Annotated in this window: 24 protein-coding genes; 10 read left to right on the top strand and 14 right to left on the bottom strand. The window is 61.5% G+C overall.

The genetic code is table 11. The features are described 5' to 3' along the window. The first annotated feature begins 108 nt into the window (after window positions 1-108). Window positions 109-585, top strand: a complete 477-nt coding sequence (locus H351_RS06015; protein WP_037119881.1) for a hypothetical protein — start codon at window positions 109-111, stop codon at window positions 583-585. A 13-nt stretch (window positions 586-598) separates the two neighbouring features. Here H351_RS06015 and H351_RS06010 read toward each other — a convergent pair whose 3' ends face one another. After that, on the bottom strand, window positions 599-1,372 hold the full coding sequence (locus H351_RS06010) for a DUF4190 domain-containing protein (RefSeq protein WP_029256453.1): 774 nt from the start codon (window positions 1,370-1,372) through the stop codon (window positions 599-601). Window positions 1,373-1,547: 175 nt separating this feature from the next. On the opposite strand from H351_RS06010, the gene H351_RS06005 reads away from it, so the two are divergent. The 3 genes from H351_RS06005 to H351_RS05995 all read left to right on the top strand — a co-directional run bounded on the left by H351_RS06005 (window position 1,548) and on the right by H351_RS05995 (window position 4,375). Further along, on the top strand, window positions 1,548-2,255 hold the full coding sequence (locus tag H351_RS06005; protein ID WP_051636513.1) for a TetR/AcrR family transcriptional regulator: 708 nt from the start codon (window positions 1,548-1,550) through the stop codon (window positions 2,253-2,255). Further along, window positions 2,248-2,985 carry an SDR family oxidoreductase gene (locus tag H351_RS06000; protein ID WP_029256454.1) on the top strand — a complete coding sequence of 246 codons (738 nt, stop codon included), beginning with the start codon at window positions 2,248-2,250 and terminating at the stop codon, window positions 2,983-2,985. Before H351_RS06005 ends, H351_RS06000 begins: the two co-directional genes overlap by 8 nt. An 82-nt stretch (window positions 2,986-3,067) precedes the next feature. Next, window positions 3,068-4,375, top strand: a complete 1,308-nt coding sequence (locus H351_RS05995; RefSeq protein WP_029256455.1) for a serine hydrolase domain-containing protein — start codon at window positions 3,068-3,070, stop codon at window positions 4,373-4,375. Between the two features lie 19 nt (window positions 4,376-4,394). Here the strand turns inward: H351_RS05995 and H351_RS05990 are convergent, their stop codons facing one another. The 3 genes from H351_RS05990 to H351_RS05980 all read right to left on the bottom strand — a co-directional run bounded on the left by H351_RS05990 (window position 4,395) and on the right by H351_RS05980 (window position 6,724). Beyond that, window positions 4,395-5,231 carry a DUF1206 domain-containing protein gene (locus H351_RS05990; protein WP_019745667.1) on the bottom strand — a complete coding sequence of 279 codons (837 nt, stop codon included), beginning with the start codon at window positions 5,229-5,231 and terminating at the stop codon, window positions 4,395-4,397. Between the two features lie 61 nt (window positions 5,232-5,292). Continuing rightward, a complete protein-coding gene (locus H351_RS05985) occupies window positions 5,293-5,694 on the bottom strand; it encodes a hypothetical protein (RefSeq protein WP_020971062.1) in 402 nt (133 codons plus the stop codon). Window positions 5,695-5,752: 58 nt separating this feature from the next. Continuing rightward, entirely contained in the window at window positions 5,753-6,724 is a 972-nt protein-coding gene (locus H351_RS05980; protein WP_037119884.1) for a serine/threonine dehydratase, read from the bottom strand. Window positions 6,725-6,891: 167 nt separating this feature from the next. Here H351_RS05980 and H351_RS05975 point away from each other — a divergent pair, with 167 nt between their 5' ends. Next, window positions 6,892-7,530 carry an NAD(P)-dependent oxidoreductase gene (locus H351_RS05975; protein ID WP_020909412.1) on the top strand — a complete coding sequence of 213 codons (639 nt, stop codon included), beginning with the start codon at window positions 6,892-6,894 and terminating at the stop codon, window positions 7,528-7,530. 2 nt (window positions 7,531-7,532) lie between these two features. Then, a complete protein-coding gene (locus H351_RS05970) occupies window positions 7,533-8,480 on the top strand; it encodes a nuclear transport factor 2 family protein (RefSeq protein ID WP_003943020.1) in 948 nt (315 codons plus the stop codon). A 38-nt stretch (window positions 8,481-8,518) separates the two neighbouring features. Here H351_RS05970 and H351_RS05965 read toward each other — a convergent pair whose 3' ends face one another. The 4 genes from H351_RS05965 to H351_RS05950 all read right to left on the bottom strand — a co-directional run bounded on the left by H351_RS05965 (window position 8,519) and on the right by H351_RS05950 (window position 12,983). Further along, window positions 8,519-9,685 carry an alkane 1-monooxygenase gene (locus H351_RS05965; protein WP_029256457.1) on the bottom strand — a complete coding sequence of 389 codons (1,167 nt, stop codon included), beginning with the start codon at window positions 9,683-9,685 and terminating at the stop codon, window positions 8,519-8,521. Between the two features lie 420 nt (window positions 9,686-10,105). Beyond that, entirely contained in the window at window positions 10,106-11,089 is a 984-nt protein-coding gene (locus H351_RS05960) for an ABC transporter substrate-binding protein (protein ID WP_029256458.1), read from the bottom strand. 95 nt (window positions 11,090-11,184) lie between these two features. Further along, window positions 11,185-12,042 (bottom strand): helix-turn-helix transcriptional regulator, encoded by an 858-nt coding sequence (locus H351_RS05955; RefSeq protein WP_021331765.1) that lies wholly within the window; start codon window positions 12,040-12,042, stop codon window positions 11,185-11,187. Beyond that, window positions 12,039-12,983: a D-cysteine desulfhydrase family protein gene (locus H351_RS05950; RefSeq protein WP_029256459.1), complete on the bottom strand. Its 945-nt coding sequence runs from the start codon at window positions 12,981-12,983 to the stop codon at window positions 12,039-12,041. Before H351_RS05950 ends, H351_RS05955 begins: the two co-directional genes overlap by 4 nt. Before the next feature lie 73 nt (window positions 12,984-13,056). On the opposite strand from H351_RS05950, the gene H351_RS05945 reads away from it, so the two are divergent. Beyond that, on the top strand, window positions 13,057-13,743 hold the full coding sequence (locus H351_RS05945; RefSeq protein WP_029256460.1) for a dienelactone hydrolase family protein: 687 nt from the start codon (window positions 13,057-13,059) through the stop codon (window positions 13,741-13,743). A 13-nt stretch (window positions 13,744-13,756) separates the two neighbouring features. Here H351_RS05945 and H351_RS05940 read toward each other — a convergent pair whose 3' ends face one another. The 3 genes from H351_RS05940 to kynB are packed head-to-tail and all read right to left on the bottom strand — an operon-like array spanning window position 13,757 to window position 17,221. Further along, window positions 13,757-15,190 carry an amino acid permease gene (locus H351_RS05940; protein WP_029256461.1) on the bottom strand — a complete coding sequence of 478 codons (1,434 nt, stop codon included), beginning with the start codon at window positions 15,188-15,190 and terminating at the stop codon, window positions 13,757-13,759. Between the two features lie 52 nt (window positions 15,191-15,242). Next, window positions 15,243-16,508: a kynureninase gene (gene kynU / locus H351_RS05935; protein ID WP_029256462.1), complete on the bottom strand. Its 1,266-nt coding sequence runs from the start codon at window positions 16,506-16,508 to the stop codon at window positions 15,243-15,245. Beyond that, window positions 16,505-17,221 carry an arylformamidase gene (gene kynB / locus H351_RS05930; RefSeq protein ID WP_029256463.1) on the bottom strand — a complete coding sequence of 239 codons (717 nt, stop codon included), beginning with the start codon at window positions 17,219-17,221 and terminating at the stop codon, window positions 16,505-16,507. The genes kynU and kynB overlap by 4 nt, the downstream gene beginning before the upstream one ends. 137 nt (window positions 17,222-17,358) lie before the next feature. On the opposite strand from kynB, the gene H351_RS05925 reads away from it, so the two are divergent. From H351_RS05925 to H351_RS05915, 3 genes are all read left to right on the top strand, one after another. Then, complete coding sequence (locus H351_RS05925) at window positions 17,359-17,850, top strand: Lrp/AsnC family transcriptional regulator (RefSeq protein WP_007730865.1); 492 nt, start codon at window positions 17,359-17,361, stop codon at window positions 17,848-17,850. Window positions 17,851-18,033: 183 nt separating this feature from the next. After that, the gene (locus tag H351_RS05920; protein ID WP_139120551.1) at window positions 18,034-18,348 is read left to right on the top strand and encodes a hypothetical protein; all 315 of its coding nucleotides are present in this window, start codon (window positions 18,034-18,036) and stop codon (window positions 18,346-18,348) included. Window positions 18,349-18,382: 34 nt separating this feature from the next. Next, entirely contained in the window at window positions 18,383-19,339 is a 957-nt protein-coding gene (locus H351_RS05915) for a phosphotransferase enzyme family protein (protein ID WP_029256464.1), read from the top strand. A gap of 50 nt (window positions 19,340-19,389) precedes the next feature. Here the strand turns inward: H351_RS05915 and H351_RS05910 are convergent, their stop codons facing one another. From H351_RS05910 to H351_RS05900, 3 genes are all read right to left on the bottom strand, one after another. Continuing rightward, window positions 19,390-20,016 carry an MBL fold metallo-hydrolase gene (locus H351_RS05910; RefSeq protein ID WP_007730862.1) on the bottom strand — a complete coding sequence of 209 codons (627 nt, stop codon included), beginning with the start codon at window positions 20,014-20,016 and terminating at the stop codon, window positions 19,390-19,392. Then, window positions 20,013-21,101 carry an S-(hydroxymethyl)mycothiol dehydrogenase gene (locus H351_RS05905; RefSeq protein ID WP_007730860.1) on the bottom strand — a complete coding sequence of 363 codons (1,089 nt, stop codon included), beginning with the start codon at window positions 21,099-21,101 and terminating at the stop codon, window positions 20,013-20,015. The genes H351_RS05910 and H351_RS05905 overlap by 4 nt, the downstream gene beginning before the upstream one ends. A gap of 149 nt (window positions 21,102-21,250) precedes the next feature. Continuing rightward, a complete protein-coding gene (locus H351_RS05900; protein WP_019745685.1) occupies window positions 21,251-22,513 on the bottom strand; it encodes a helix-turn-helix transcriptional regulator in 1,263 nt (420 codons plus the stop codon). Window positions 22,514-22,526 lie beyond the last annotated feature (13 nt).

Here is a 22,526-nt window from a genome sequence, read left to right as displayed (position 1 = left end):
GATCCCCCGCGGACTCGCATTGCTAGTGTTGATGACGTGTTTGCCACGGGACCCAACGCGCTGACGGTAAAAGGCCAACCGACGCTTCAACACATAGATTTCACCTTTTTGGATTCTTTTCGATTTCCCGACCGGCAGGGCTTCCCCGATTCATATCGCGCATTCATCCGGCGCGCAGGGTGGGCGCGGACCTTCGGACTCTGGCTCATCTATCCGCCCGTCCTTCCCGGATTTGCCGACGGCTGGCAAGGGCGCGCCCGCAACCTCACCGCTCATCTTCATTCGGTCTACACAGAAGGACAGGATGACGAGTTCGATTGGATGATCGAACCCGACGGCGATTGGTCACTCCCCGACTCGCTGCAGGTTTTCGGATGGAGCGAAAACGGTGACGCCCTCCTGTGGGACACAGCATCACGCGACACCGACGGAGAGTTTCCGGTTTGGGAATCGCGATCGTTCAACTCCCTCCACCGCCTCGGCGGGAGCCTCTACGAAGCACTTCCGTCCATTCGCACCCGGACGGCGAGCCTGTTCGGACCCCGCGCCTACGACATCGAGCCACTCCAGCCCACCCAACTCTGACGCGCGACCCAAATTATCGAAAGGCCGCGGGCACAGCCACTAGTACGACACCTACGATGACGACCAGCGACAGATAGCCGAGAACGAGGCCGGCCACTGCCAATCCGCGCCCACTTTCGCCGGAACGGCGAATCTGGTTCAGCGACACATGGCCCACGGGAATAGCAAGAACCCCACCGAAGATTCCAAGTACCAGTGCGACGATGGCCAAGGCATTCGTACCGCCGACCACCCCTGGCGGCGGCGACACCACCTGCCTGACAGGCCCGAATGCCGAACGAAGGCTCCTCCCTAACAGCAGCGCCCCGACCATATACAGCGACAGTCCCGCCACTGATCCGGCTACCCAGGCTCCACGAAACGCCGGCCCGTCGACGTCGAGGATCCTCCCCGCCGCCCTTACCCCGGATCCTGCTGCACCAACCGCGATACTCAAATTCACTGCGCCAGGAAGAACGGCAAGCAAGGCAATAGCACCGATACCAAGCGACAATGCCGGGCCACCTCGGCGCCGCCACGCCAACGAACTCATCAGCGCTGCGAACAAAGTCACAGCAATGCCTAAAAGCCCAGTCACAAATCCGACAACGACTCCCGTCTCGAAGTCCCCACCTAGATGACGAGCAACCCACTGTGCCCAGGCCCGTGCGAATGGCGGCCCGAGCGTCAGCGAGGCAACGACCGTTGCAACCGCAACACACGCCACGACACTGATGACCCGCAGAATCCACCCCAGATAACCGGAATGCGAATTATTGTGCGCAACAGTAGTTTCCGAGTCGATCACCAGGATTCCTTCGTTCAGAGTGTGACAACAGAACGGCTCTAGCCGTCACTCCACACAGAACCGTGGCCGGACCGGCTCACTCATCTGATCAAGTTCTGGTGCCTGTGTCTGTAGTTCGTTCGCACGACCAAACCGGTGATAGCAACGATTACACATTTGTGTTAGCGTTGTTTTCATGAGTTCGAGAGCAAAGATTCTGGCCGCAGCAACCGAGTTGCTCAACACCTCCCCCAACGGTGACATCTCCACCCGTGCCGTGTGCGAGATGGCCGGCGTCGGCGCCCCCGCGCTCTACCGTCAGTTCGGCGACAAGGACGGACTGCTCGCAGCCGTCGTCGAGGCAGGATTCTCCGAATACCTCGAAGGCAAACGCGCTGCGACACCTTCCGATGACCCAGTTGCCGATCTACGGGCCGGCTGGGATGCGCATACAGCCTTCGCGCTCGCGCATCCCGCTCATTACCGGCTGATGCACTCACCTTCCGCCCAGAGTGCCGACACCGCCTTGCAAGCCCAGGCGCTACTTCGATCCGTTCTCGAACGATGCGCTGCGGCAGGCGTTCTGACCGTGTCGGTCGACGTGGCTACGCAGATGGTGATGTCCGCCAATGCGGGTGTCGCTCTGATGCTCGTCGTAAGGCCGGAACAGTACCCCGATCCGACACTGTCACAGCGAGTTCGCGACGGAATCTTCGCGTCCATCATCGACGAATCCGACGCCCACCCGGACGCCTCCCTCAACAGAGTTGCATCCACTCTCGACGCCAAACTCGCCGCCGCAGATTCAACTTCCCTCTCCACCAACGAAGTCGGCCTACTACGGGAGTGGCTCCGCAAGCTGTCCGATGCACCCAAACCAGTTCAGGAGTTACATCATGACTGACACCACCACCCGCGTCGCCATCGTCACCGGAGCTTCCGGCGGCATCGGGCGAGCGACTGCCGAGAAGCTCGCCGCCGACGGAATGGCTGTCGCCGTGCACTATTCAGGAAACCTGCAACGCGCCCAGGAAACAGTTGACACCATCGTCGCAGCGGGCGGTCGCGCCATCGCGGTGCATGCCGACGTCGCCGACGAAGGTGAAGTCGCGACCCTGTTCGATACGGTCGAGGAGGAGTTCGGGGGCATCGACGTCGTCGTCCATGCAGCCGGAATCATGATTCTCTCCACCGTCGCAGAACTGAACTTCGACGATTTCGATCGGATGCATCGGACCAACGTCCGAGGGACCTTCGTGGTCGACCAGCAGGCAGCCAGACGTGTCCGGCGCGGTGGTGCGATCATCAATTTCTCCACCTCCGTGAAGAAGCTGGCGTTTCCGACTTATGCCGCGTACGCCGCCACCAAAGGTGCTGTCGACGCGATCACTCTGGTTCTCGCGAAAGAGCTACGGGGACGCGATATCACGGTCAACGCCGTAGCCCCGGGCCCCACGGCCACCGATCTGTTCCTGGACGGGAAAGACGAAGCTACAGTGGAGAACCTGTCCAAGCTGGCTCCCCTGGAACGCCTCGGCACACCGGTGGACATCGCGGAGGCTGTCGCGTTTCTCGCCGGCCCAGCTCGTTGGGTCAACGGCCAGGTCATCTACGTCAACGGCGGCGTGATTTAGCAAATCCATCGTCTAAGGACCACACCTTGGCAATTCCGACAAAACAGTCAAACCAGTCGACTTTGGTTGTAATGTGCAAACAATGGAAAACCAGGATCGAGGGTCCGCCCGGACGTCACGACGACAGTTCATCAGCGTTGCAGGGCTGGCGGCAACCGCCGTCATAACCCTCGCGACCTCCTCGACCGCCAGCGCCGCCGGCCCCACGGCACCCAATCCAGGTTCGCGGGTCGGCGATCCTGCAGAAGCCCAAGCGGTACAGCGCGTCGCAGAGACACTGCTGAACAGCGGAGTCCCCGGTCTTGCCTTCGCCATCGTCAAACCGGATGAGAAGAACCGCAAAGCGAGTGTCACCACTACGTACCACTACGGCCAGGCCGACGTCGAAAACGGCGTGAGAGTCACTTCACGAACGCAATTCGAGATCGCCTCGGAGACCAAGACCTTCACCGCTGCACTACTGGCGAAACTGATCGCTCGGGGAGAAGTCGGATTGGACGACCTGGCGAGCAAGTATTCGGACGGCAACCCGCTGCCAAAAGGCAGCGGTGGCGAGGAGATCACGCTTCGCCAACTGGTCACCCACCGTTCCGGTCTGAGCGACGACCCGCCCAATCTTTCGGCAGGGTGTGCCGATCCCACACAATCGTGCGTGGACGAGAAAGCGAAGTACACGAGAGACATGCTCTGGGAAGGACTCCGGGCTCCCGGGGCCTTGGAGTTCGCCCCCGGTAGCCACTGGCTGTACTCGGACTTCGGGTTCGGACTGCTCGGCACACTCATGGCAGACAAGATCATTCCGGGACAGGAGAAGCCGCCTTTCGCGGCAGCAGTTGCCCGCGAAATCACCGACCCGCTCGGGATGATGGGTACCGTGATCGAGACCAAAGCAACCGACCTGGCCGTTCCGTACTACCTCGACGGCACAAGAGCCCCTCTGTGGAACAACACGGGTGCGATCGCAGGCGGGGGTGGCCTCGTCAGCACCGCCGAGGACATGTCGATCTGGGCCGCAACAACTCTCGGCTATGGCAACAATCCGCTCAAACCGGTCCTGACCTCGATGCTCGAGCAGATCGACACGCAAGCTCCGGAGAATCCTGCATTCGGAATGGGAATGGCGTGGCAGCTCCAACCCCCGACGCCGAACTTCCCACAATCGTTCGCCAAGAAGAACGGAGACAGCTCGGGATCCAACTGCATCACCCTGTTGGTTCCCGACAGCGGTTGGTCGATCACGATTCTTGCGAACGGTGGAAATGCGGCGATGATCGACCCTGCAGCAGTGAACCTGATGCATGATCTGGTTCCGAGACGACCGATATTCGGTAGCTCGACGGGAAGTTCGTCGGGCAGCGACGTCGGTTTCCAGACCGGGTCATTCGGATAGACCCACTTACCCAGGGGCGCTACATCTTCGTCGAGCGTGCCATCACGAAGCAGTAGAGCCCGTATGTGATGATGCCCAATCCGGCAAGGATCAGCAGGGCCACTCCGTACGGCTGCGCACCCAGCGTCTTGAACGCTCCGTCGAGTCCGGAGGACTTGCCGGGTTCGGAACTGTTGACCGCGAGAAGAACCAGAACGCCGACAGCCGCGATGGCCAAGCCCTTGGCGACGTACCCGACGGTTCCGAGTCGGCGCACGAAGTTGCTGGGTGTGCCTTTCAAATCATCCAGGAAGTTCTGGCTCGCGCCCTTGTACACGTGGTAAACACCAACAGCGATGATCGCGATCCCACCGATCACCAATGCGATAGTCCCCAGCGTGTTCTCCATCAAACGCGCCGTGATTCCCGCACTCTGACCGCTGCTGGACTTCCCGCTTCCGCGGGCGAATCCGAATGCAGTGAAAGCAAAACCGAAATAGACGAGCGAAATGCCCAGAGCCTTTGCGCGGTTGAAGAACTCCTTCTTCTTGTCGTCCGAGGACGGCGACGACGAGCTCCCCAACGCAGCTTCGGCCAATCTCCACAACGCCATGGCAAGGAAGGCCACGACGCCGACCCACAGAGCGAAGACACCCCCTGGTTTTCCTGCCAACTCGGCCATCGCACCCGATTGGTCCGCAGACCCGGATCCACCGAGAGCAAGGCGGATCGCGATATATCCGATCAGCAGATGAACCACACCGCTGACGACAAATCCTGCGCGGGCAAAGCGCTCGAAGACATTGTTCTGTGCGACGTCAGCCGCCGTGGACGTGACACTTTTCTGGTCCTGCGGTGACGATTCTTTGTTCATCATGATCGTCGAACCATATACGGGCAGACGCTTCCCTCGAACGCCTGCATCAAGTGTTTCGAGATCAAGGGTTTCGAGGGTTCTGATCCGGCGTCGACCGCGGTTCTTCGGGGTTGGGAACCTTGGGGTCGATCGTGTCTGCATGATCTCGTTGCTGGTTCAGTTCCTCGCGAGAACTCGTCGCCTCTTTCCGATGTTGCGCTGCATGATGTTGCAGCGCAGATGCTTCCGCCGCTTTGGCGTCGGCCTCTGCCTGCACCATGCGCGCTTTGGCTGCTGTCTCTTCTGCCCGCGCCTCGCGCTCGCCTACTTGCAGCGACTTGTCTGCGACGTCTTCGCGGATCTGTTCTGCCTCGATGTGACGACGCTCGTCGCGCCTGTTTCGCGCCACCCACAGGAGTGCGGCCACGATCGCTATCACCACGACCACGGCAACAATTATCCAGATAATGCTGCTGGTACTCATACTGCGAGAGGTACCCACCTGGGACTTTCTCACACGCAGGCAAAGAAATACGCGAAAATTACAGGTCGGTCGGATGCGTGTTGGCGCCGCACAAAACGACGCACAATTCACCGTCGGACGGCGGCGTCACCGTTCCGTTCAGAACCGGAACCATTGCTGCCGCGGTTCCCAACTCCACCAGGATCCGGAACTCCCGCCACAGGAACGCCCGCGCCTGCCGGATCGAATCATCGTCGACCACAACGCTGTTAACCGAACTCTCATGCAGTGTCTCCCAGGCGATGGCGCCAATCCGTGTGGCCCCCAATGAGTCCCCGGCGATACTGTTCACTTCGATATCGATCGGACGCCCCGCATCGAGCGAGGTGCGCAAGGTGGCAGCCCCGGTCGGCTCGACGGCTACCACTTGATCTTCGGGACGAGCCGCTGCGACGATTCCAGAGACCAACCCGCCGCCGCCGACTGCAACGCAATACGTGATCGGTCCGGATGCGTCGTCCTCGATCTCGAGAGCAATGGTCCCGGCTCCGCTGACGATGTCGGGCAGGTCGTAGGCGTGCAGTTCGAGCGCACCGCTCGAGCGTGCGATGTCCGCCGCAGCGGCAGCGGCGAGTGCATACCGGTCGCCGACCTTGTGAACGGTTGCACCCAGCTCCCCAAGTGCCTTCACCTTTGCTTCGGGCGCTGTCTCCGGCACCACCACTGTGCAGGTGAGTCCTCGGCGCCGCGCGGCCCACGCACCGCCGATCGCAGCGTTGCCGCCGGACGCGATCACCACGCCTGCGTCAGGCATGGTGCCGTCGGCGACCGCTCGTTCCACTGCATTGAGACTGCCGCGCACCTTGAAGGAGCCGCCGTGTTGGAGGTACTCGAGCTTGAACAGAACCGGCACCTCACCGTGTGGTGTCGGCACCGCAGTTCGAAAGGTGGGAGTACGCCGCGCCAGTCCTGCGATACGAGTCCGTGCGGCTTCGACATCCGAGCGCTCGATTGCCAGCGGACCTGCGTTGTTGTCGGCGGTGAGAGTCATGTACCAACCCTACGGTTCGCAACTTCGACCCGAAGCAGTCGGCCCATCGTCATCAAGATGTCTGTTTTTCACCAATTACTGCCCGCATCTGACCGAGACATCGACCTTCCAGGTGAATAAATTTACTACTACAAGCACAACGACGACAGCACGGAAAGGCACACGCCATGTCGAAGATCGCAGTATTCGGTGGAAACGGTTTTGCAGGAAGCGCAATCGCGAAGGAAGCCGCTTCACGCGGCCACGAGGTAACCGTCGTCGCTCGCAGCGCGCAGTCCGGAACCGACACGAATGTCGTGCAGGGTTCGGTTCACGACAACACGATCGTGGAGCAGATCACGGCAGACAACGACGTCGTTGTCGTTGCCATCCCCGCTCGCGAGATCGACGGCAAGCGCCTGCTCGACGCCGTCACTCCCCTCGCAGATGCCGCCGCACGCAACGGTGCTCGCATTGCCGTAGTCGGTGGCGCCGGCAGCCTGTTGGTCGCCGAGGGTGGGCCGCGCGTCGTCGACACCCCCGATTTCCCGGACGCATACAAGGGTGAGGCGCTCGCTCACGCCGACGTCCTCGATGCGCTCCGCGCGACCGACAGCAATGTCGACTGGTTCTACGTGAGCCCGGCCGCAGCGTTCGGTGCCCATGCCGGCGTCGCCCCGAAGGGATCGTTCCAGTTGGGTGGCGACATTCTCCTGACGGACGCCGAGGGCAACTCCGCCATCGCGGGCGAAGACTACGCCCACGCTTTTGTCGACGAGATCGAGACTCCGGCCCACCGTCGCCAGCGTTTCACCGTCGCACACTGAACATGAGCAACCTTCGTAGGCGCGCAGCCTGGATCACTGTTCCCGCTGCCGCCGCTCTCCTGCTCACTGCGTGCTCCAACGACGCGGAATCCGCAACGCCCAGCAGTTCTACGACGTCCACGAGCGTTGTTGCCGAACAGGGCGATCAACTCGAATCCAACAAGACCGTCGTCACGGACTTCTACGAGCTGGCGTTCAACGGCCGTCAGGTACAGCAAGCCGCCGACCGGTACCTTGGCGACGTCTACATCCAACACAACCCCACTGCCGCCGACGGGGCAGCCGGATTTGTCAGCGGCATAGGCGGTTACGTCGAGGCCACACCCGGATTGCACGCCGAGATCACTCGTGTTTTCGCCGAGGGCGATCTGGTTGCCCTCCAGTCTCACACCACGTCTGCACCCGGCGACCGCGGCCAGGCCGTGTTCGACATCTTCCGCGTCGACAACGGCAAGATCGTCGAACACTGGGATGCCATTCAAGACGTGCCGGAAACGTCCGCAAATCCGAACACGATGTTCGACGGACCCACCTCGTCGCCGTCCAAGTCGTCAGAAGTCTTGGAGCGCAACACGGCCAACGCGTTGACGTTCCTGCAGCTCGCCTTCAACGAGGGCAAAGCCGCCGAGGCTGCCGACCAGCTGGTCGGCCCGACCTACACCCAGCACAACCCCTCGTTCGCTGACGGCAAGGACGCATTTGTCACCGCACTGGCCGGGATCGAACCCGTTACCGGAGACAAGGCCACCAAGTTTCCACGGACGGTAGCCGAGGGCGACTTCGTCTTTGTTCAGACCTTCGCTTCGTCCGGTGAGGGAACGGCCGGCAGCGGCTCGATGGACATCTTCCGATTCGACGAGAACGGCAAAATCGTCGAACACTGGGACGCGGTCCAGGACTACCCTTCGACGACCGCAAGCGGTAACACCGTGTGGGATGACGGTCGCTGAGACGACAACTCCGAACAGTTCAGCGGACGGCTACGTGATCAGCCGACGTTGATTCGTTCTGTGTCGCCGTCGTAGTAGTCCAACAATCTCTGATCCATCACCCGGCGCCACAGTGGTGGAATCCACGCGATCACGATCATCACTGCGTAGCCGGCCGGAAGTTGCGGCGCTTCGGCCGCGCTACGCAGACTTTGGTACCGCAGCTTCGGGTTGGCGTGGTGATCGCTGTGCCGCTGCAGTTGGTAGAGAAACAGATTGCTCACGACGTGATCGCTGTTCCAACTGTCAGCGGGGCTGCAGCGAACGTACGAGCCGTCAGCACGCTTGCCACGCAGCAGACCGTAATGCTCGAGGTAGTTCGCCGCTTCGAGGAAGGTGAATCCGGCAACTGCCTGCAGCAGGAGCCAGGGCGCGACCTCCCAACCGAAGATACCGATCAGCGTCGCGAAGAGGACAACACTCATCGCCCAAGCGTTGAGAATATTGTTCTCGAAGCTCCAGGTTCGTTTGCCTTTCCTCTGGAGTCGCGCGCTCTCGATGCGCCATGCCGAACGCAGCCCGCCGAACACACTTCGTGGCAAGAACCTCCAGAAGCTCTCACCGAACCGTGAGCTGGCCGGGTCCTGCGGAGTAGCTACACGCACATGGTGGCCGAAATTGTGTTCCACGTAGAAGTGCCCGTAGAGAGATTGCGCAAGCGCCACTTTCGCGAGCCACTGTTCGCTCTTCTCGCTCTTGTGGCCGAGCTCGTGGGCCGCGTTGATACCGACGCCGGCGACGACACCCACCGTGAACGACATCGCGATCTTCTCCGCGATTCCCATCGGAGCGTTGATCCAGCACCAGCAGGCGAAGACCAGACCGGCGTATTGCAAGGGGAGGAACGCGTAAGTGCACCAGCGGTAGTAGCGGTCCTTCTGCAGTCGTGGGATCGCATCGTCCGGCGGACTTTCGCCGTCTTCACCAGCCAACATGTCGATGATCGGGATGACGATGACCAGCAGCCACGCGCCGGTCGCCCAGAACAATCCGAGACGAAGGTTGTCGACGAGAAACCAGGAGATGAACGGGCTGAGTGGAATCAGCAATCCGAGCGGCCACAGGTACCTTTTGCGGTCGCGCCAGCGCGGGTTTTCGCCAGACGGCGAGTCAGTGTTCTGGACAGCCTTCGATTCGGTATGCCGTGCGTCGGAAGTCGCTGTCATTCGCCGATCTCGCCTTTCGTCCCCTCGAACGATTCGCCCCACGCACCGTTCACGCTCAGCAAACCAGAACTAATGTCCGGACGGGTATGGTCCCGAAATCCAGAGCGCCCTGCTCGAAAGACGGCACGAGCGCTTGTACTCACCAAAAACTCCCCCGCACATCACTGCTCACCCCGACAGTAGATACGGACAAAATACCCCACGGATCTGCGGGGATGGCGACCACCTCCGCACGTCGCCGAGGATCGATGATCCCTGCCAAGGCAAGGTCGAACCGCGTCGCCCTCGTCGAAGTAACGGTAACCGGCAGTGACAGAAATCATAAGCAGAGGACAGGATTCTCACCCGGAGCGGCAACCAAAAAGACTGCGCGCCCTCAACTGGTCAGTTGCGGGCGCGCAGTCAAAAGGTGAGCAAGCGTCAGAGCGTTGCAAACACCTTCGTTTTCACTTCGTTCAGCCAACCGTTCGCGGTCACGAAATCTGTGACACTCGACTGCAATCCGAAGACGTGGCCAGCCTGCGCCGCCGGCAGCCTCGTGAAGAGGTTGTCGTCAAGGACCGCCTGAACCGCCGCACTGGTCGACCCGTCCGCGTTCAGCGGATACAGCACGACCGTTACACCGTTCACGATGTCGGCCAACTGCTCCATCGGGTAGGACTCGTATCCGGCAGCGGTGTAATTGGTCGGAACACCGGGCCCGTACGCCAATCCGAGTTCGCTGACGACCAAATTGCCGATCGCACCAGTGGGCTGCTGAACCGAGAAAGCGCGGGGTGCGTCTCCGAGCGAAATGTGAATCCACTTGTTGTTCGCGATCACGTCCGCGTACTCGCCACGAACACGTTCGAGATTCTCTTCGTAAGCAGTGCGCGTCGACTCGAGCACGTCCGTCTTGCCGATCGCCCCGGCGATCTCCGTGGTGATCGTCTTCCAGTCGCCTCGACTCTCGCCCTTGACGATGACGGTGGGCGCAATGCCAGACAGACGGTCGAACGCCGCTTGGTCCACCTCGTCGGCGTCGCCGACGATGATGTCGGGATCTGCCGCAGCGATCGCTTCGAAGTTCATTTCCCCGTAGGGCCCGATGGTCGGGAGCCCGTCGACGAAGGCCTGCTGCTCCGGCGTGAATTCACTGATCCACTTGCCGTAGTCCTGCACAGCAGCCGGTTTCACTCCGAGGGACATGAGCTGCCAAGGAGTGTCGTACGACGCGGCGACGACGCGCTCCGGCGAGGCGGGAACCTCGATGTCCCCGTATGCCGATGCAACGGTCCGGACGTCCGTCGGCTCGGAGTCGGCCGATGACGAGGAACAGCCAGTCACCACCATCGCACCGACAACGGCAACTGCCGCCGCTGCGATGACTCTGGAACAGAAAGAAAATGATCGAATTGCGCGCACGCAGAACTCCTACAGAGGTGATTGTTTAGCCAACCCTAAGTTCATTCTGTGGCACGACACAAGTCCGATCGAGGTGCTTTGAGTCGCTGTTCGGACTAGTCCTGTAGCCAATCGGTCATTGGCGCGCGCGGATGATCGATCAGGCTTGCGAACTCCCCCGGGGTCACACCCATCGTGCGACGAAAAGCCGCACCGAACGCGCTTTCGGAACGGAAACCCGTCCTCCTCGATACAAACGAGATGCTTCGACCGAGTGCCAGAAGTTGCATCGCATGATGAGCCCGCAGTCGCATACGCCATTCCGAGAAGGTCAATCCGGTTTCGGCCGGAAACCTTCGTGTGAGAGTCCTCGTACTGACCTTCGCGTCGGTGGCCCACTCCTCGACCGATCGGGTGTCGGCCGGGCTGGCAACCAACTGATCTGCGATCTGCCGAAGCCACGGCGTCGTCGGCAGCGGCACATCGAAAATCAGTCGCGGAACGGGTTCGACGAGGTCGATGGCAAACGCCTCGGCTCGTCGACGAGCCGCGTCGGTCAAGTCGTCTCGGGTGAGGTGATCGAGTACTTGTTCGAGCAGCGGAGGGGTGGACAAGGCCACCACACGATCCAACCCGGTCACATCGGATGCCACCAACCACGTGCACGACAATTCTGTGCCGCTACGCGCCGTCACCTCGTGGGGAACATAGGACGGGATCCACAGACTGACCCCGCTCGGCACCGTGTACACAGTCTCCGGAGTACGGACCTCGAGAACACCGTCGATCGCCCACAGCAATTCGTGATCGCTGTGGCGGTGCATCTCCCACGTATAGTCGGAGTCGACTGACAGCCGATTGGTCGCCAAACGCAGATACCCGTCGGCACTGACGCGCAGCGGTCGCACGACGCGTTGCCACTCGGACAGCTCGTCGAGCGGGCTGCTGAGCGGGTAGTCGATCTGCTCGCTCACCGCAGCGTCGACAGTTCGGGATGTCCGAACAGGCCAGGTAACCCACCGGTGTGCAGGAAGACCGTTTCTGATCCCGCCGTGATGGCTTTGTCCTTCACGAGTTGGATCAAACCCGCAAAGGCTCGGCCGGTGTACGTCGGGTCGAGGAAGATGCCCTCCGTACGAGCCAAACATCGGATCGCGCCGGCTGATGCTTCCGTGAGCGTCGAATATCCTTGTCCAACTTGGTTTCGCAGGATCTGAAGATCCGCGGCTCGCACGGTCGGACCAGGCATCTCGTCCAATAACCCAGCGACAGTCGACACTGGATCGGCAACAGCCCCGACATCGACGCCGACAACTCTGTCGACGCCCAGATGCGCGACAAGTCCAGCCATCGTTCCGCCCGATCCGAGTGCAACCACGACGCGTTCCACTCCGGGGAGTTGCTGCTCGATCTCGCGTGCGCAGTCGACGTAACCCTGCGCGGCCACCGCGCTGGTACCACCGAAGGGAATGACAAAAGGAACTCCGCCCGAGTCAGCGACGGCCTGCACCGCGGCGTCGACCGCGGATGCCGTGTCCCCACCGGCCCAGACGATCTCAGCGCCCGCGAGTGCATCCAGAACGAGATTTCCCTGCGCGGATTCCGGCTCGGCACCACCGAGCACCAGCACACAACGCAATCCCAAACGGGCTGCTGAGGATGCAGTCAACCGAGCGTGATTGCTTTGCGGTGCACCGGTAGTGATCAAAGTCGTCGCGCCGACGGCCAAAGCCTGAGCGCAGGTGTACTGCAGCTTTCGGATCTTGTTGCCGCCGCCGCCTAGTCCGGTGACATCGTCACGTTTGATCCACAGGTCTTCCGGCCCCAATCCGAGTGCCTTCGCGCAACGCGCCAAAGGTTCGACGGGCGTCGGCCAACTGCCCAGGCTGATCGGCGGAACGTCGGAACTGAACATTCGACGAGTCTAGTTCGACCGGGCACCCACAGTCCGTACTCGAATACAGTCCGTACTCGCATACAGTCGGGACATGGGAACTTTCACGACGACCACACGTGACGTACCGCTGACCGTCAGCCGACCGGATTCGCCAGGAGAACCGAAGCATGCGGTTGTGGTTCTCCAAGAAGCGTGGGGCGTGAACAAGCACATCGAGAGCATCCTCGAGCGTCTCGCCGATGGCGGCTACCTTGCCGTCGCCCCGCATCTCTACCACCGCGGCGCACAGACCTCCTTCACCGACTTCCCGTCCGCGAAGGATGCGCTCATGGCACTCGACAGCACAAGCATCGGCCACGACGTACGTGCCGCCGTCGACTACAGCCGATCCGAGGGAGCAGACAGAGTCGGCTCCCTCGGATTCTGCATGGGCGGCACCGCGTCACTGTGGTGTGCCGCGGTACCCCTCGTCGATTCCGCTGTCACGTACTACGGCGGCGGTGTCGCCGAGGCCCGATGGGACGGAATCGCGGCAGGCACCGAACTTGCAGCGCAACTGCAGGTCCCGTGGCTCGGTCACTACGGCGACCTCGATCCGAGTATCCCGCCGGAGAGCGTCGAGCAATTGCGCGCAACCGCGTCCGATCTCGCCCGGGTGTACCGCTATGCCGACGCCGGCCACGCGTTCAACAACGACACTTCGACCAGCCACTACGCCCCGGATTCTGCTGCCCTCGCCTGGACCCGCACTATGGAGTTCTTTGCCGAAACCCTGTGATTGCCAATGCGAGTCAGGGAACCCGCTTGACCACCGTGCCGGTGATCTCGTCCTGAACCTGTTCAGCCGTTACCGCTCGACTCTGCGCCCGACGTGATCGGGTGAAGTAGTAGATGCCGATCACGGCAAGAACAAACGGAACTCCGAACACCAGCGTCATCTTGAAATCGTCGACCCACAACGTGGTGATCAGAATCGCGACCATGAGGACTCCGCCGAGGATTGTTCCCACCGGAAAGAACGGAATCGTAAAGGAAAGTTTGGTTCCGTCCTCCTTCGTCCGCTTGCGAAAGAACCAGTGCGTCACGAAGATCAGCAGCCACGTCGCCATCGCTCCGAACATCGACAACGAGATCATCAACGTGAATGCCTGCTCGGGAAAAAGCACGTAGACGATTGTGGCGACGGCGATACCCGACGTCGACAGTAACAGGGCGTTGACCGGCGAGCCGTTGGCCCTGACCCTGCCGAGAATGGCCGGCGCGTCACCAGCACGCGAGAGCGAGAACATCATTCGCGAAGACACGTACAACTGACTGTTCATCGCGGACAGCGCGGCAATAATCACCACGAAGTTCAGCACACTGTCTGCGCCCGGAATCTTCACGACCTGCATCACCGTGACGAAAGGGCTTCCGCCGCTCAAGATCTTGTCCATCGGAGCAATTGCCAGAATCAAAGCAAGGGTTGCGATGTAGAAGACGAACAGCCGGACGATCGTCACACGGAACGCCTTCTTCACCGCCACCGCCGGGTTCTCCGCCTCACCGGCCGCAATGGCGATCATCTCGATGCTCAAGTAGCTGAAGATCGATACGATCACGGCAAACCACATGCCGGACAAACCATTCGGAAAGAATCCGCCACCGGCCGTGTAATTGTGAAATCCGTAGTCCGGGTTCCCGCTACCGAACACGACGTACGCTGCCATCACGATGAACGCCACGATCGCGAAGACCTTGATCGTCGAGAACCAGTACTCCATCGTTCCGAAGGCCTTGACGTTGAACATGTTCACGCCGATCAGCACTCCGGAGAACAACACGATCCACAGCCACGACGGTACGTCGGCGAACCAGAACTGCATGTATTCACCGATCGCGGTGACCTCGGTCCCGACCGCGAGGACGATGCATGACCAGTAGAGATAGCGAACGAGGAAGCCGATCAACGGTCCGACGTAGAACTCTGCGTACGCACCGAACGAACCTGATGTCGCATGTGCGACGGTCATTTCGGCGAGGGCACCCATCAGCAGGAGGGCGATCAACCCGCCGATCGCGTAACTGATGATGACGCTCGGGCCGGCAAATCCGATGGCGAACTTACTGCCGAGGAAGAGTCCGGTGCCGATTGCACCGCCGAGCGCGATCATGCTCATCTGCTTGGGGCCGAGTTCGCGTTTGAGACCTGATTCTCGCTGCTGAATGTTTTTGAAATCACTCATGAAAGCTCCTTGCGAAAGGCGGTACCTCCCGGTCCGCGGAAACTTGGAAGAATCAGGTGACTGCGTCGCGCTCGCGGAATTCGGGGCGATCCCAGGACTTGTTCTCGAGGATGTCTCGCAACACGTCGACGGCGTTCCACACGTCGGCATATCCGAGATAGAGCGGAGTGATACCGAACCTCAGCACTCCTGGTTCGCGGTAGTCGCCGATCACGCCCCGCGCGATGAGAGCCTTCATGATCGAATAGCCCTCGGGATGAACAAAACTCACGTGCGAGCCACGACGCTCGTGCTTGCGAGGCGTGATCAACTCCAAACCGTAGGCCGCGCAACGCTCCTCGACGAGATCGATGAAGAGATCGGCCAGCGCGAGCGACTTGCTCCGGATGTCGGCCATGTCAGCTTTGAGCGCGACGTCGAGACCACACTCGACGAGCGACAACGACGTGATGGGCTGAGTACCACTCAGAAACCGTCGTATTCCCGCGCCCGGTTCGTAGGCCGACTCCATCGCGAACGGTCGCGCGTGCCCCCACCACCCGGACAGCGGCTGGATTCCGGTGTTCTGATGGCGACGGTTGACCCAGATGAATGCAGGTGAACCCGGACCACCATTGAGGTACTTGTACGTACACCCGACCGCGAAGTCGGCGTCGGCGCCGCTCAGATCGACAGTGACGGCGCCGGCCGAGTGCGCGAGATCCCAGATCATGAGGGCGCCACGTTCCTGCACTGCTGCAGTGACTTCCGTCATCGCATACAGGTTTCCGGTGCGGTAGTTGACGTGCGACAACATCACTACGGCGGTGTCTGGTCCTACTGCTTCGGTGAGGTCGCCCGGTTGGTCGATCAGGCGTAGTTCGTATCCCTGATCGAGCAGCGAGATGATGCCCTCCGCAATGTAGAGGTCAGTGGGGAAATTGTCGCGCTCGGAGACGATCACCTTCCGGCTGGGATCCTGAGCAGCCGCGATGGACAGTGCGGAGGCCAATGCCTTGAACAGGTTGATCGACGTCGAATCCGTCACTACCACTTCGCCTTCACCTGCTCCCAGCAACGGGGCAAGTTTGTCACCGAGGCGGACCGGGAGGTCGAACCATCCAGCCTCGTTCCAACTGCGAACCAAGCCGTTGCCCCACTCGTCGCCGATCACTCTCGCGGCGCATTCCTGTGCGGCAATGGGACGCGCGCCGAGAGAGTTTCCGTCGAAGTAGAGAACGCCCTCCGGAATCGCGAACTCGCGGCGGAACTCCCTCAGGGGATCCACTGCGTCGGCCTTGACGCAGTCTTCCAGCGAAAGGGTGGTTGTCGATGTCATGACGATTCTTCTCCTGCATGTGTCGGCGTTGAAAGTGATGAAGGCAGAGTCCGGAGCACGGCGCGTACCGGGCTGGCATCGAGGTCGAGGAACTTCAGCGGCAGTGCGATCAACTCGTAGTAGCCTTCGTCGACGTCGTCGAGGCAAAGTCCTTCGAGGATCGCGACGCCACGATCGCTTGCCGCGTGGTGCCCGTCCATGGTCTTGCTGTCCATCGGATCGAACGACGCGCCGTCGATTCCGATCAGAACTCCACCGCGGTCGGCGAACCAGTGGGTCAGGTCCGGAGAAACACCGGCGAAGTCGTTCTCCCACTCGCTCGGGTACTTCGGGTACGTCCTCAGAATCAGCCGCTGCGGCAGATGGCCGCCGAGTCGCTCCACGGTCTCTTCGACGGGCTTGATGCAGGCGGCACCGTCGACCCCCGTCATGTCGACCACCAGGGCCTCACCGAGATAGGGCCCGAGGGGAACGGAACCGATGGGCGCACCGTCGATGCGGGTGTGCGCCGGTGCGTCGGCGTGAGCACCGATATGTGGTGTGGTGGTGATTCTGTTGATGGTGACGGCGTCACTGCCGCCCAGATCTGACGTAACAGCCCGGTTGAAGGCGGTATCACCTGGCCACACGGGCGTCGATTCGGAGATCGGCGGGCTGATGTCGATCAACCGCGCCCCCGAATCGCCCGTGTGTCGGCCGATCCTCGGAACCATCCGGACCCCTTCGTCGCAACAGTCGACTGTGTCGATCTCGACCGTTTGATAATTCGATGTGTTTGGCAAAAGCTAGAATCATCGACGGGCGCGGTCAATAGTTGCTGAATATTTTCGCAACGGCAGGGAGAAATCGGATGATTAATGCGATCGAACGGGCGGCAGCCGCGGCTCGGCCGAATCATGTTCGGCTCGACGACGTCGATACGGCGATTCTCCGCGAACTCGTCCGGGATGCACGCATCCCCAACAATGCACTCGCCGAGAAGGTCGGGATAGCGCCGTCGACCGCTCTGGCGCGGATGCGCGCTCTACGCGAATCGGGCGTCATCAAGGGGTTTCATGCAGACATAGACCTCGAGCTACTCGGCCTCGAGATCTCGGCGATGGTATCGATTCTGATTCACTCCCACGCCAGGAGCCGGATGACGGAAATTGCCGAGCACCTGAGCGGATTGGATTCAGTTCAGCGAGTGTTCCTGATGAGTGGGGACCGTGATCTCCTGGTGCACGTGTCGTGTGAATCCCCCACCCGGCTTCGCGATTTCGTCAGCGCACACCTCAACGATCCGGCTATCGCCAATACCCAGACCAACCTGATCTTCAGCGAACTGAGTCAAGGCGGCTGAACTGCAGCTGTCGCCAAGGCCGATTCGGTGTACTCTCGTAACCTTCGTCTCCGGACGGAGTACGCGGAGCGCTGATCAATGTCGGAACACAAGCAAATGCAACCCCCGGACTACCACCGATGCCTCGAAACGGTGTTCTCCTCACCCGCCGCATGCCGCGAGATACTGGAAAGACTGTCCAAGATGACGGAGGCAGAAGTCCAATCGCGATGGTCGCCGTGGGTTGACCAGGAACCCCCACCCTTCGGTTCGCATGTCAAGGATCAAGTACCCGCAGAGGTGCAGTTGGCGGCGCTACAAGTCACATACGATTCCCATCGAAAGTCGACTATGGCGCTGTGGCGCCAGTTGTCGGACATCATGGGCATCCCCGTCATGCAGGAAAGCCTCGTCGAACTCATCTGGAGTGTGCGTATGACGATCGAGCGGCTCAACAACCGAATCGAGATGCTCGAAAACGCAGCTACACAATCGGGCAAACCTGCTCCTGACGCATGAGATGACTGTGTTCATCCCACTAGAGTCGAACAGCATGTTGCCACTCGGGTTGTCCATGCTCTGGGAGTCGGTGGAGCCGGAAGCCGCTCTGGAGGAGCGATTCGGATTCAACAGCTTTGGCGCAGCCACCCATTGGGTCTCGGCGGTACTCGAGCAGACTTGGGGGTTGACGGCCCTCGAGTGCTCGCGAATGGCGATCAGTGACCAGAACGCGATTGTGTGGGTTGCGAGCGACCGAGGTGGGCTGGTGGTGAAGTGGTCGCGCGCCACAGAGCGCTTCACGAACCTGGAGGCGTCGACGCGCCTGCTGAGCGCACTCGCCGCGCAGGGCGTGCCCGTTCCGTCGCCAATCACTTCCCTGAACGGATTGGACCGGGAAACACTGGAAGGGCCTTCGTGCGCAGTGTCATTCACCGTACTGCCGGAGATGGCGGGAGATTGGTTGGACGTGCAGGACCACGCGGCGGTCCGTTCGGCAGGAGCATGTCTGGCAGAAATACACCGAACGCTCGGCGCCACCCGTGTCGACGGATCGGTTTTCTCGTCGCGCAGCACCGGGTTGATGGAGCGCATCGGTGGTTGGCTCGAGAATTTCGACCGCGGGTTCGCGCCTGAGGCAACGCGTAGGCTCGTGGGCCTCCTGGCGCGTGCGTCCGAGCTCGATGACCAAATTCAACTGGTACACAACGACTTCCGTGCAGCCAACATCCTGACTCGAAACTCTCAGACCACCGGAGTACTCGACTTCGACGAGGTGGTGATCGACCACCGGGTGAGCGACCTGGCCAAGGCAAGCGTCTATCTGGGCACCCTGTTCACCGATTGGCGACCGACCCCGATCGCGGTACGGCAGAGCCTGCGCGCCGGCTACGAATCGGTACGTCCCCTCAGCCGATCCGAGACAGAATGGTTCGAGATCCTCGAACTGTGGCACGGCCTGATGGCAATCCCGGGTGAGAACGACACCGCCGGTTGGGCATCAGCGTTGTGACAAAAAGTGGGGACGCCGGTACCGGCGTCCCCACTTCACTTCTGATCACATCAGGATCCGGCGCGGATCCATTCTTCGAGATGCGGCGCCTCGGTGCCGATCGTCGTGCCGTCACCGTGACCGGTGTGAACCTTGGTCTCGGCAGGTAAGGCAAACAGCTTGTCGCGGATCGATCCGATGATGGTCGGGAAATCGGAGTACGAGCGCCCCGTTGCGCCGGGTCCACCGGAGAACAAGGTGTCGCCGCTGAACAGTTCGCCGGCCTCCGGCAGGTAGAGGCACGTCGACCCCGGGGAATGGCCGGGTGTGTGGATGGCCAGAATATCCGTGCCCGCCACAGCAATACGCTGATCATCTTCCAAGCTCAGATGCTTCACCCCGGGGTGAGTCATCTCCCAGAGCACATCGTCGGCCGGGTTCAGGTAGATCGGAGCGTCGAGCTTCTCGGCCAGCTCCGGCGCAACCGTGACGTGATCGTTGTGACCGTGGGTGCAGACGATTCCGATCACCTTGCGTCCGCCGACAGCGTCGATGATCGGCTGCGCGGTGTGAGCTGCGTCGACGATTACCACTTCGTTGTCGTCACCGATCAGCCAGATGTTGTTGTCGACGTCCCATGTTCCGCCGTCGAGGCTGAACGTGCCCGAGGTGACGACGCGATCGACACGCAATGTCACAGGACCACCACCGAACGGAGGACCTCGCCGCGGTGCATCGTCTCGAAGGCCTTCTCCACCTCGTCGAGCTTGATGCGCTCACTGACGAACTTCTCGAGCGGCAGACGCCCCTGCTGGTACAGGTCGACCAGAACGGGGAAGTCACGCTCGGGCAGGCAATCGCCGTACCACGACGACTTGAGGGCTCCGCCGCGCGAGAAGAAGTCCACCAGCGGCATTTCCAGCTTCATGTCCGGCGTCGGAACACCCACCAGCACTACAGTTCCCGCGAGGTCGCGGGCGTAGAACGCCTGCTTCCAGGTCTCCGGGCGACCGACTGCGTCGACAACCACGTCGGCACCGAAACCTCCGGTCAGCTCCTGGACTGCCTCGACGACGTCGTCGACCTCGGTGGCATTGATCGTGTGTGTGGCACCAAGTTCCGTGGCCCACTCCAGCTTTCGCGGATCCCGGTCGATGGCGATGATGGTATTGGCGCCGGCCAGGCGTGAACCCATGATCGCTGCGTCGCCGACACCACCACACCCGATCACGGCCACTGAATCACCGCGTCCGACGTTGCCGGTGTTCATCGCGGCACCCATGCCGGCCATGACACCGCAACCGAGCAGTCCGACGACAGCCGGATCGGCCGAGGCGTCGACCTTGGTGCACTGGCCTTCGTGAACCAGCGTCTTGTCTGCGAATGCGCCGATGCCGAGTGCCGGCGTCAGTTCGGTGCCGTCTTCGAGCGTCATCTTCTGCTCGGCGTTGAACGTGTCGAAGCAGTACTGCGGGCGGCCACGCTTACACGCACGACACTGCCCGCACACGGCACGCCAGTTGAGGACGACGAAGTCGCCCACCTCGACGTGAGTGACACCGGGTCCGACGCTCTCGACGATGCCCGACGCCTCGTGCCCGAGCAGGAACGGGTACTCGTCGTTGATTCCGCCGTCGCGGTAGGTCAGGTCGGTGTGGCACACACCGCACGCTGCAATGGCGACCACTACCTCGTTGGCACCGGGATCGGGAATCGTGATGGGGACGATTTCGACGGGGGCACCCTTGGATCGGGCGATGACGCCGCGTACCTGCTGTGGCATGGCTTTGCTCCTGGCTTCGTGCGATTTGAGGACGTGTCGTCACATGGCGCCGTGTTTTCACATTGCGATATGTGCACTCGTTCAAAGGTTAGCCCGAAGCAGGTGCCCGCAACCCTGGTCGAACTGACTGACCGACCTGGCCGAAAGGACTAGGGCGCGGGCTTCACGCCGGCCTCGGCGCCCGCGGCGGCCGCCGCACCCCGACTCTCGACGCCCAATTTCCGCAGGACCCCGGCAACATGAAACTTGACTGTGCTCTCACTGACGCCGAGGCGCTCCGAGATCGCCTTGTTGCGCCGTCCGGCCACCAGATGCTCGAGTACCTCGAACTCCCGCGGAGCCAGTTCGGTGAGGACGTCGCGGTTCGGTAGGGCGACGGGGGCGTCGAGCGGGATGGTTGCGCTGATCCGGTTCCCCCACCCGGGCGTCGACTCGGATTCGACGGTTCCACCCAAAGTCTCTACCCTCGAACGTAATTGACGTTCCACGTCAACCACGTCGGCTTCACCACCGCCGTCGTCGCGAATGTCGATCGAGAGTGAAGCCGCGTCGAGCGTCCAGGCCACCCGGATACGCGAGAGCATCTGCTGATCCGACAACGCCAAGACCGCGCCGCGGACGACCGCGCGGGCGCCGTGCGCCACTTCACCGGGTAACCCACGCCCGTCGACGGGTGGCTCCACCAACTCCAACGCGATTTCCCGATGCTTGAGCAGCGAACGCAATTCCCCACGCATCCGTGCAAAAGCCGTGGTGGTCGACTCTTCGGCCAACTCGCGGTGCACGTCGACGGCTGAACGCAGGCCGATCAGAGCCGAGGCCGCAGTCTCCCTGGCCGAGGTTCGCGCACGTGTGTCGTCGAGATCCGCCGAGCGCAGCGTCGCCAGCATCGTCTCGAGGGTGGCCGCATGCACCTCCGTCATCTCCGCCACGGTGCGTGCACGCTCCGACGACGCTGCCCGTGACTCGGCGAGATATGCCGGGCTCGCGTTCCGGACCTGGAGCTGAATTCCGGTTGCAGTCACTGCGAACAGTGCCTGGATCAATTCGAGGGATGCTGTCTTCACCGGTACGGGGTGCGGTGTCAAAACGAGAAGCGTATCGGTTCGATCAAGCATCGCAAGCACTTCACGGTCCCGGCCGGCGACAGCGCATTTTCCCCGAAAGATCTGTCCGACAGTGAGATCCGTACGGATACGGTCGAGTTCGGCGATGGTCACACGATCGACGACGGCTGGATCCCCGGCGACCTTGCGCGGCCTACCGGTGCATTCACGGGTGAAGATCACCAGGGAAGTGTGCGGCGCCATGTCCGCGATCAACGTCGAAAATCGTCGGCCGATTTCGGGTAGTGGTCCCACCAACACGTCTCGAAGGGCGGTGATCAGTAGCGCATTGTCGGTGGTGCTCACCGTTCAACGATAA

It is taken from the genome of Rhodococcus erythropolis R138, from assembly GCF_000696675.2.
In the GTDB taxonomy this organism is placed as follows: domain Bacteria; phylum Actinomycetota; class Actinomycetes; order Mycobacteriales; family Mycobacteriaceae; genus Rhodococcus_F; species Rhodococcus_F erythropolis.
The sequence above is the reverse complement of the archived record's forward strand: the minus strand, read 5'-3'. Positions and strand labels throughout refer to the sequence as shown.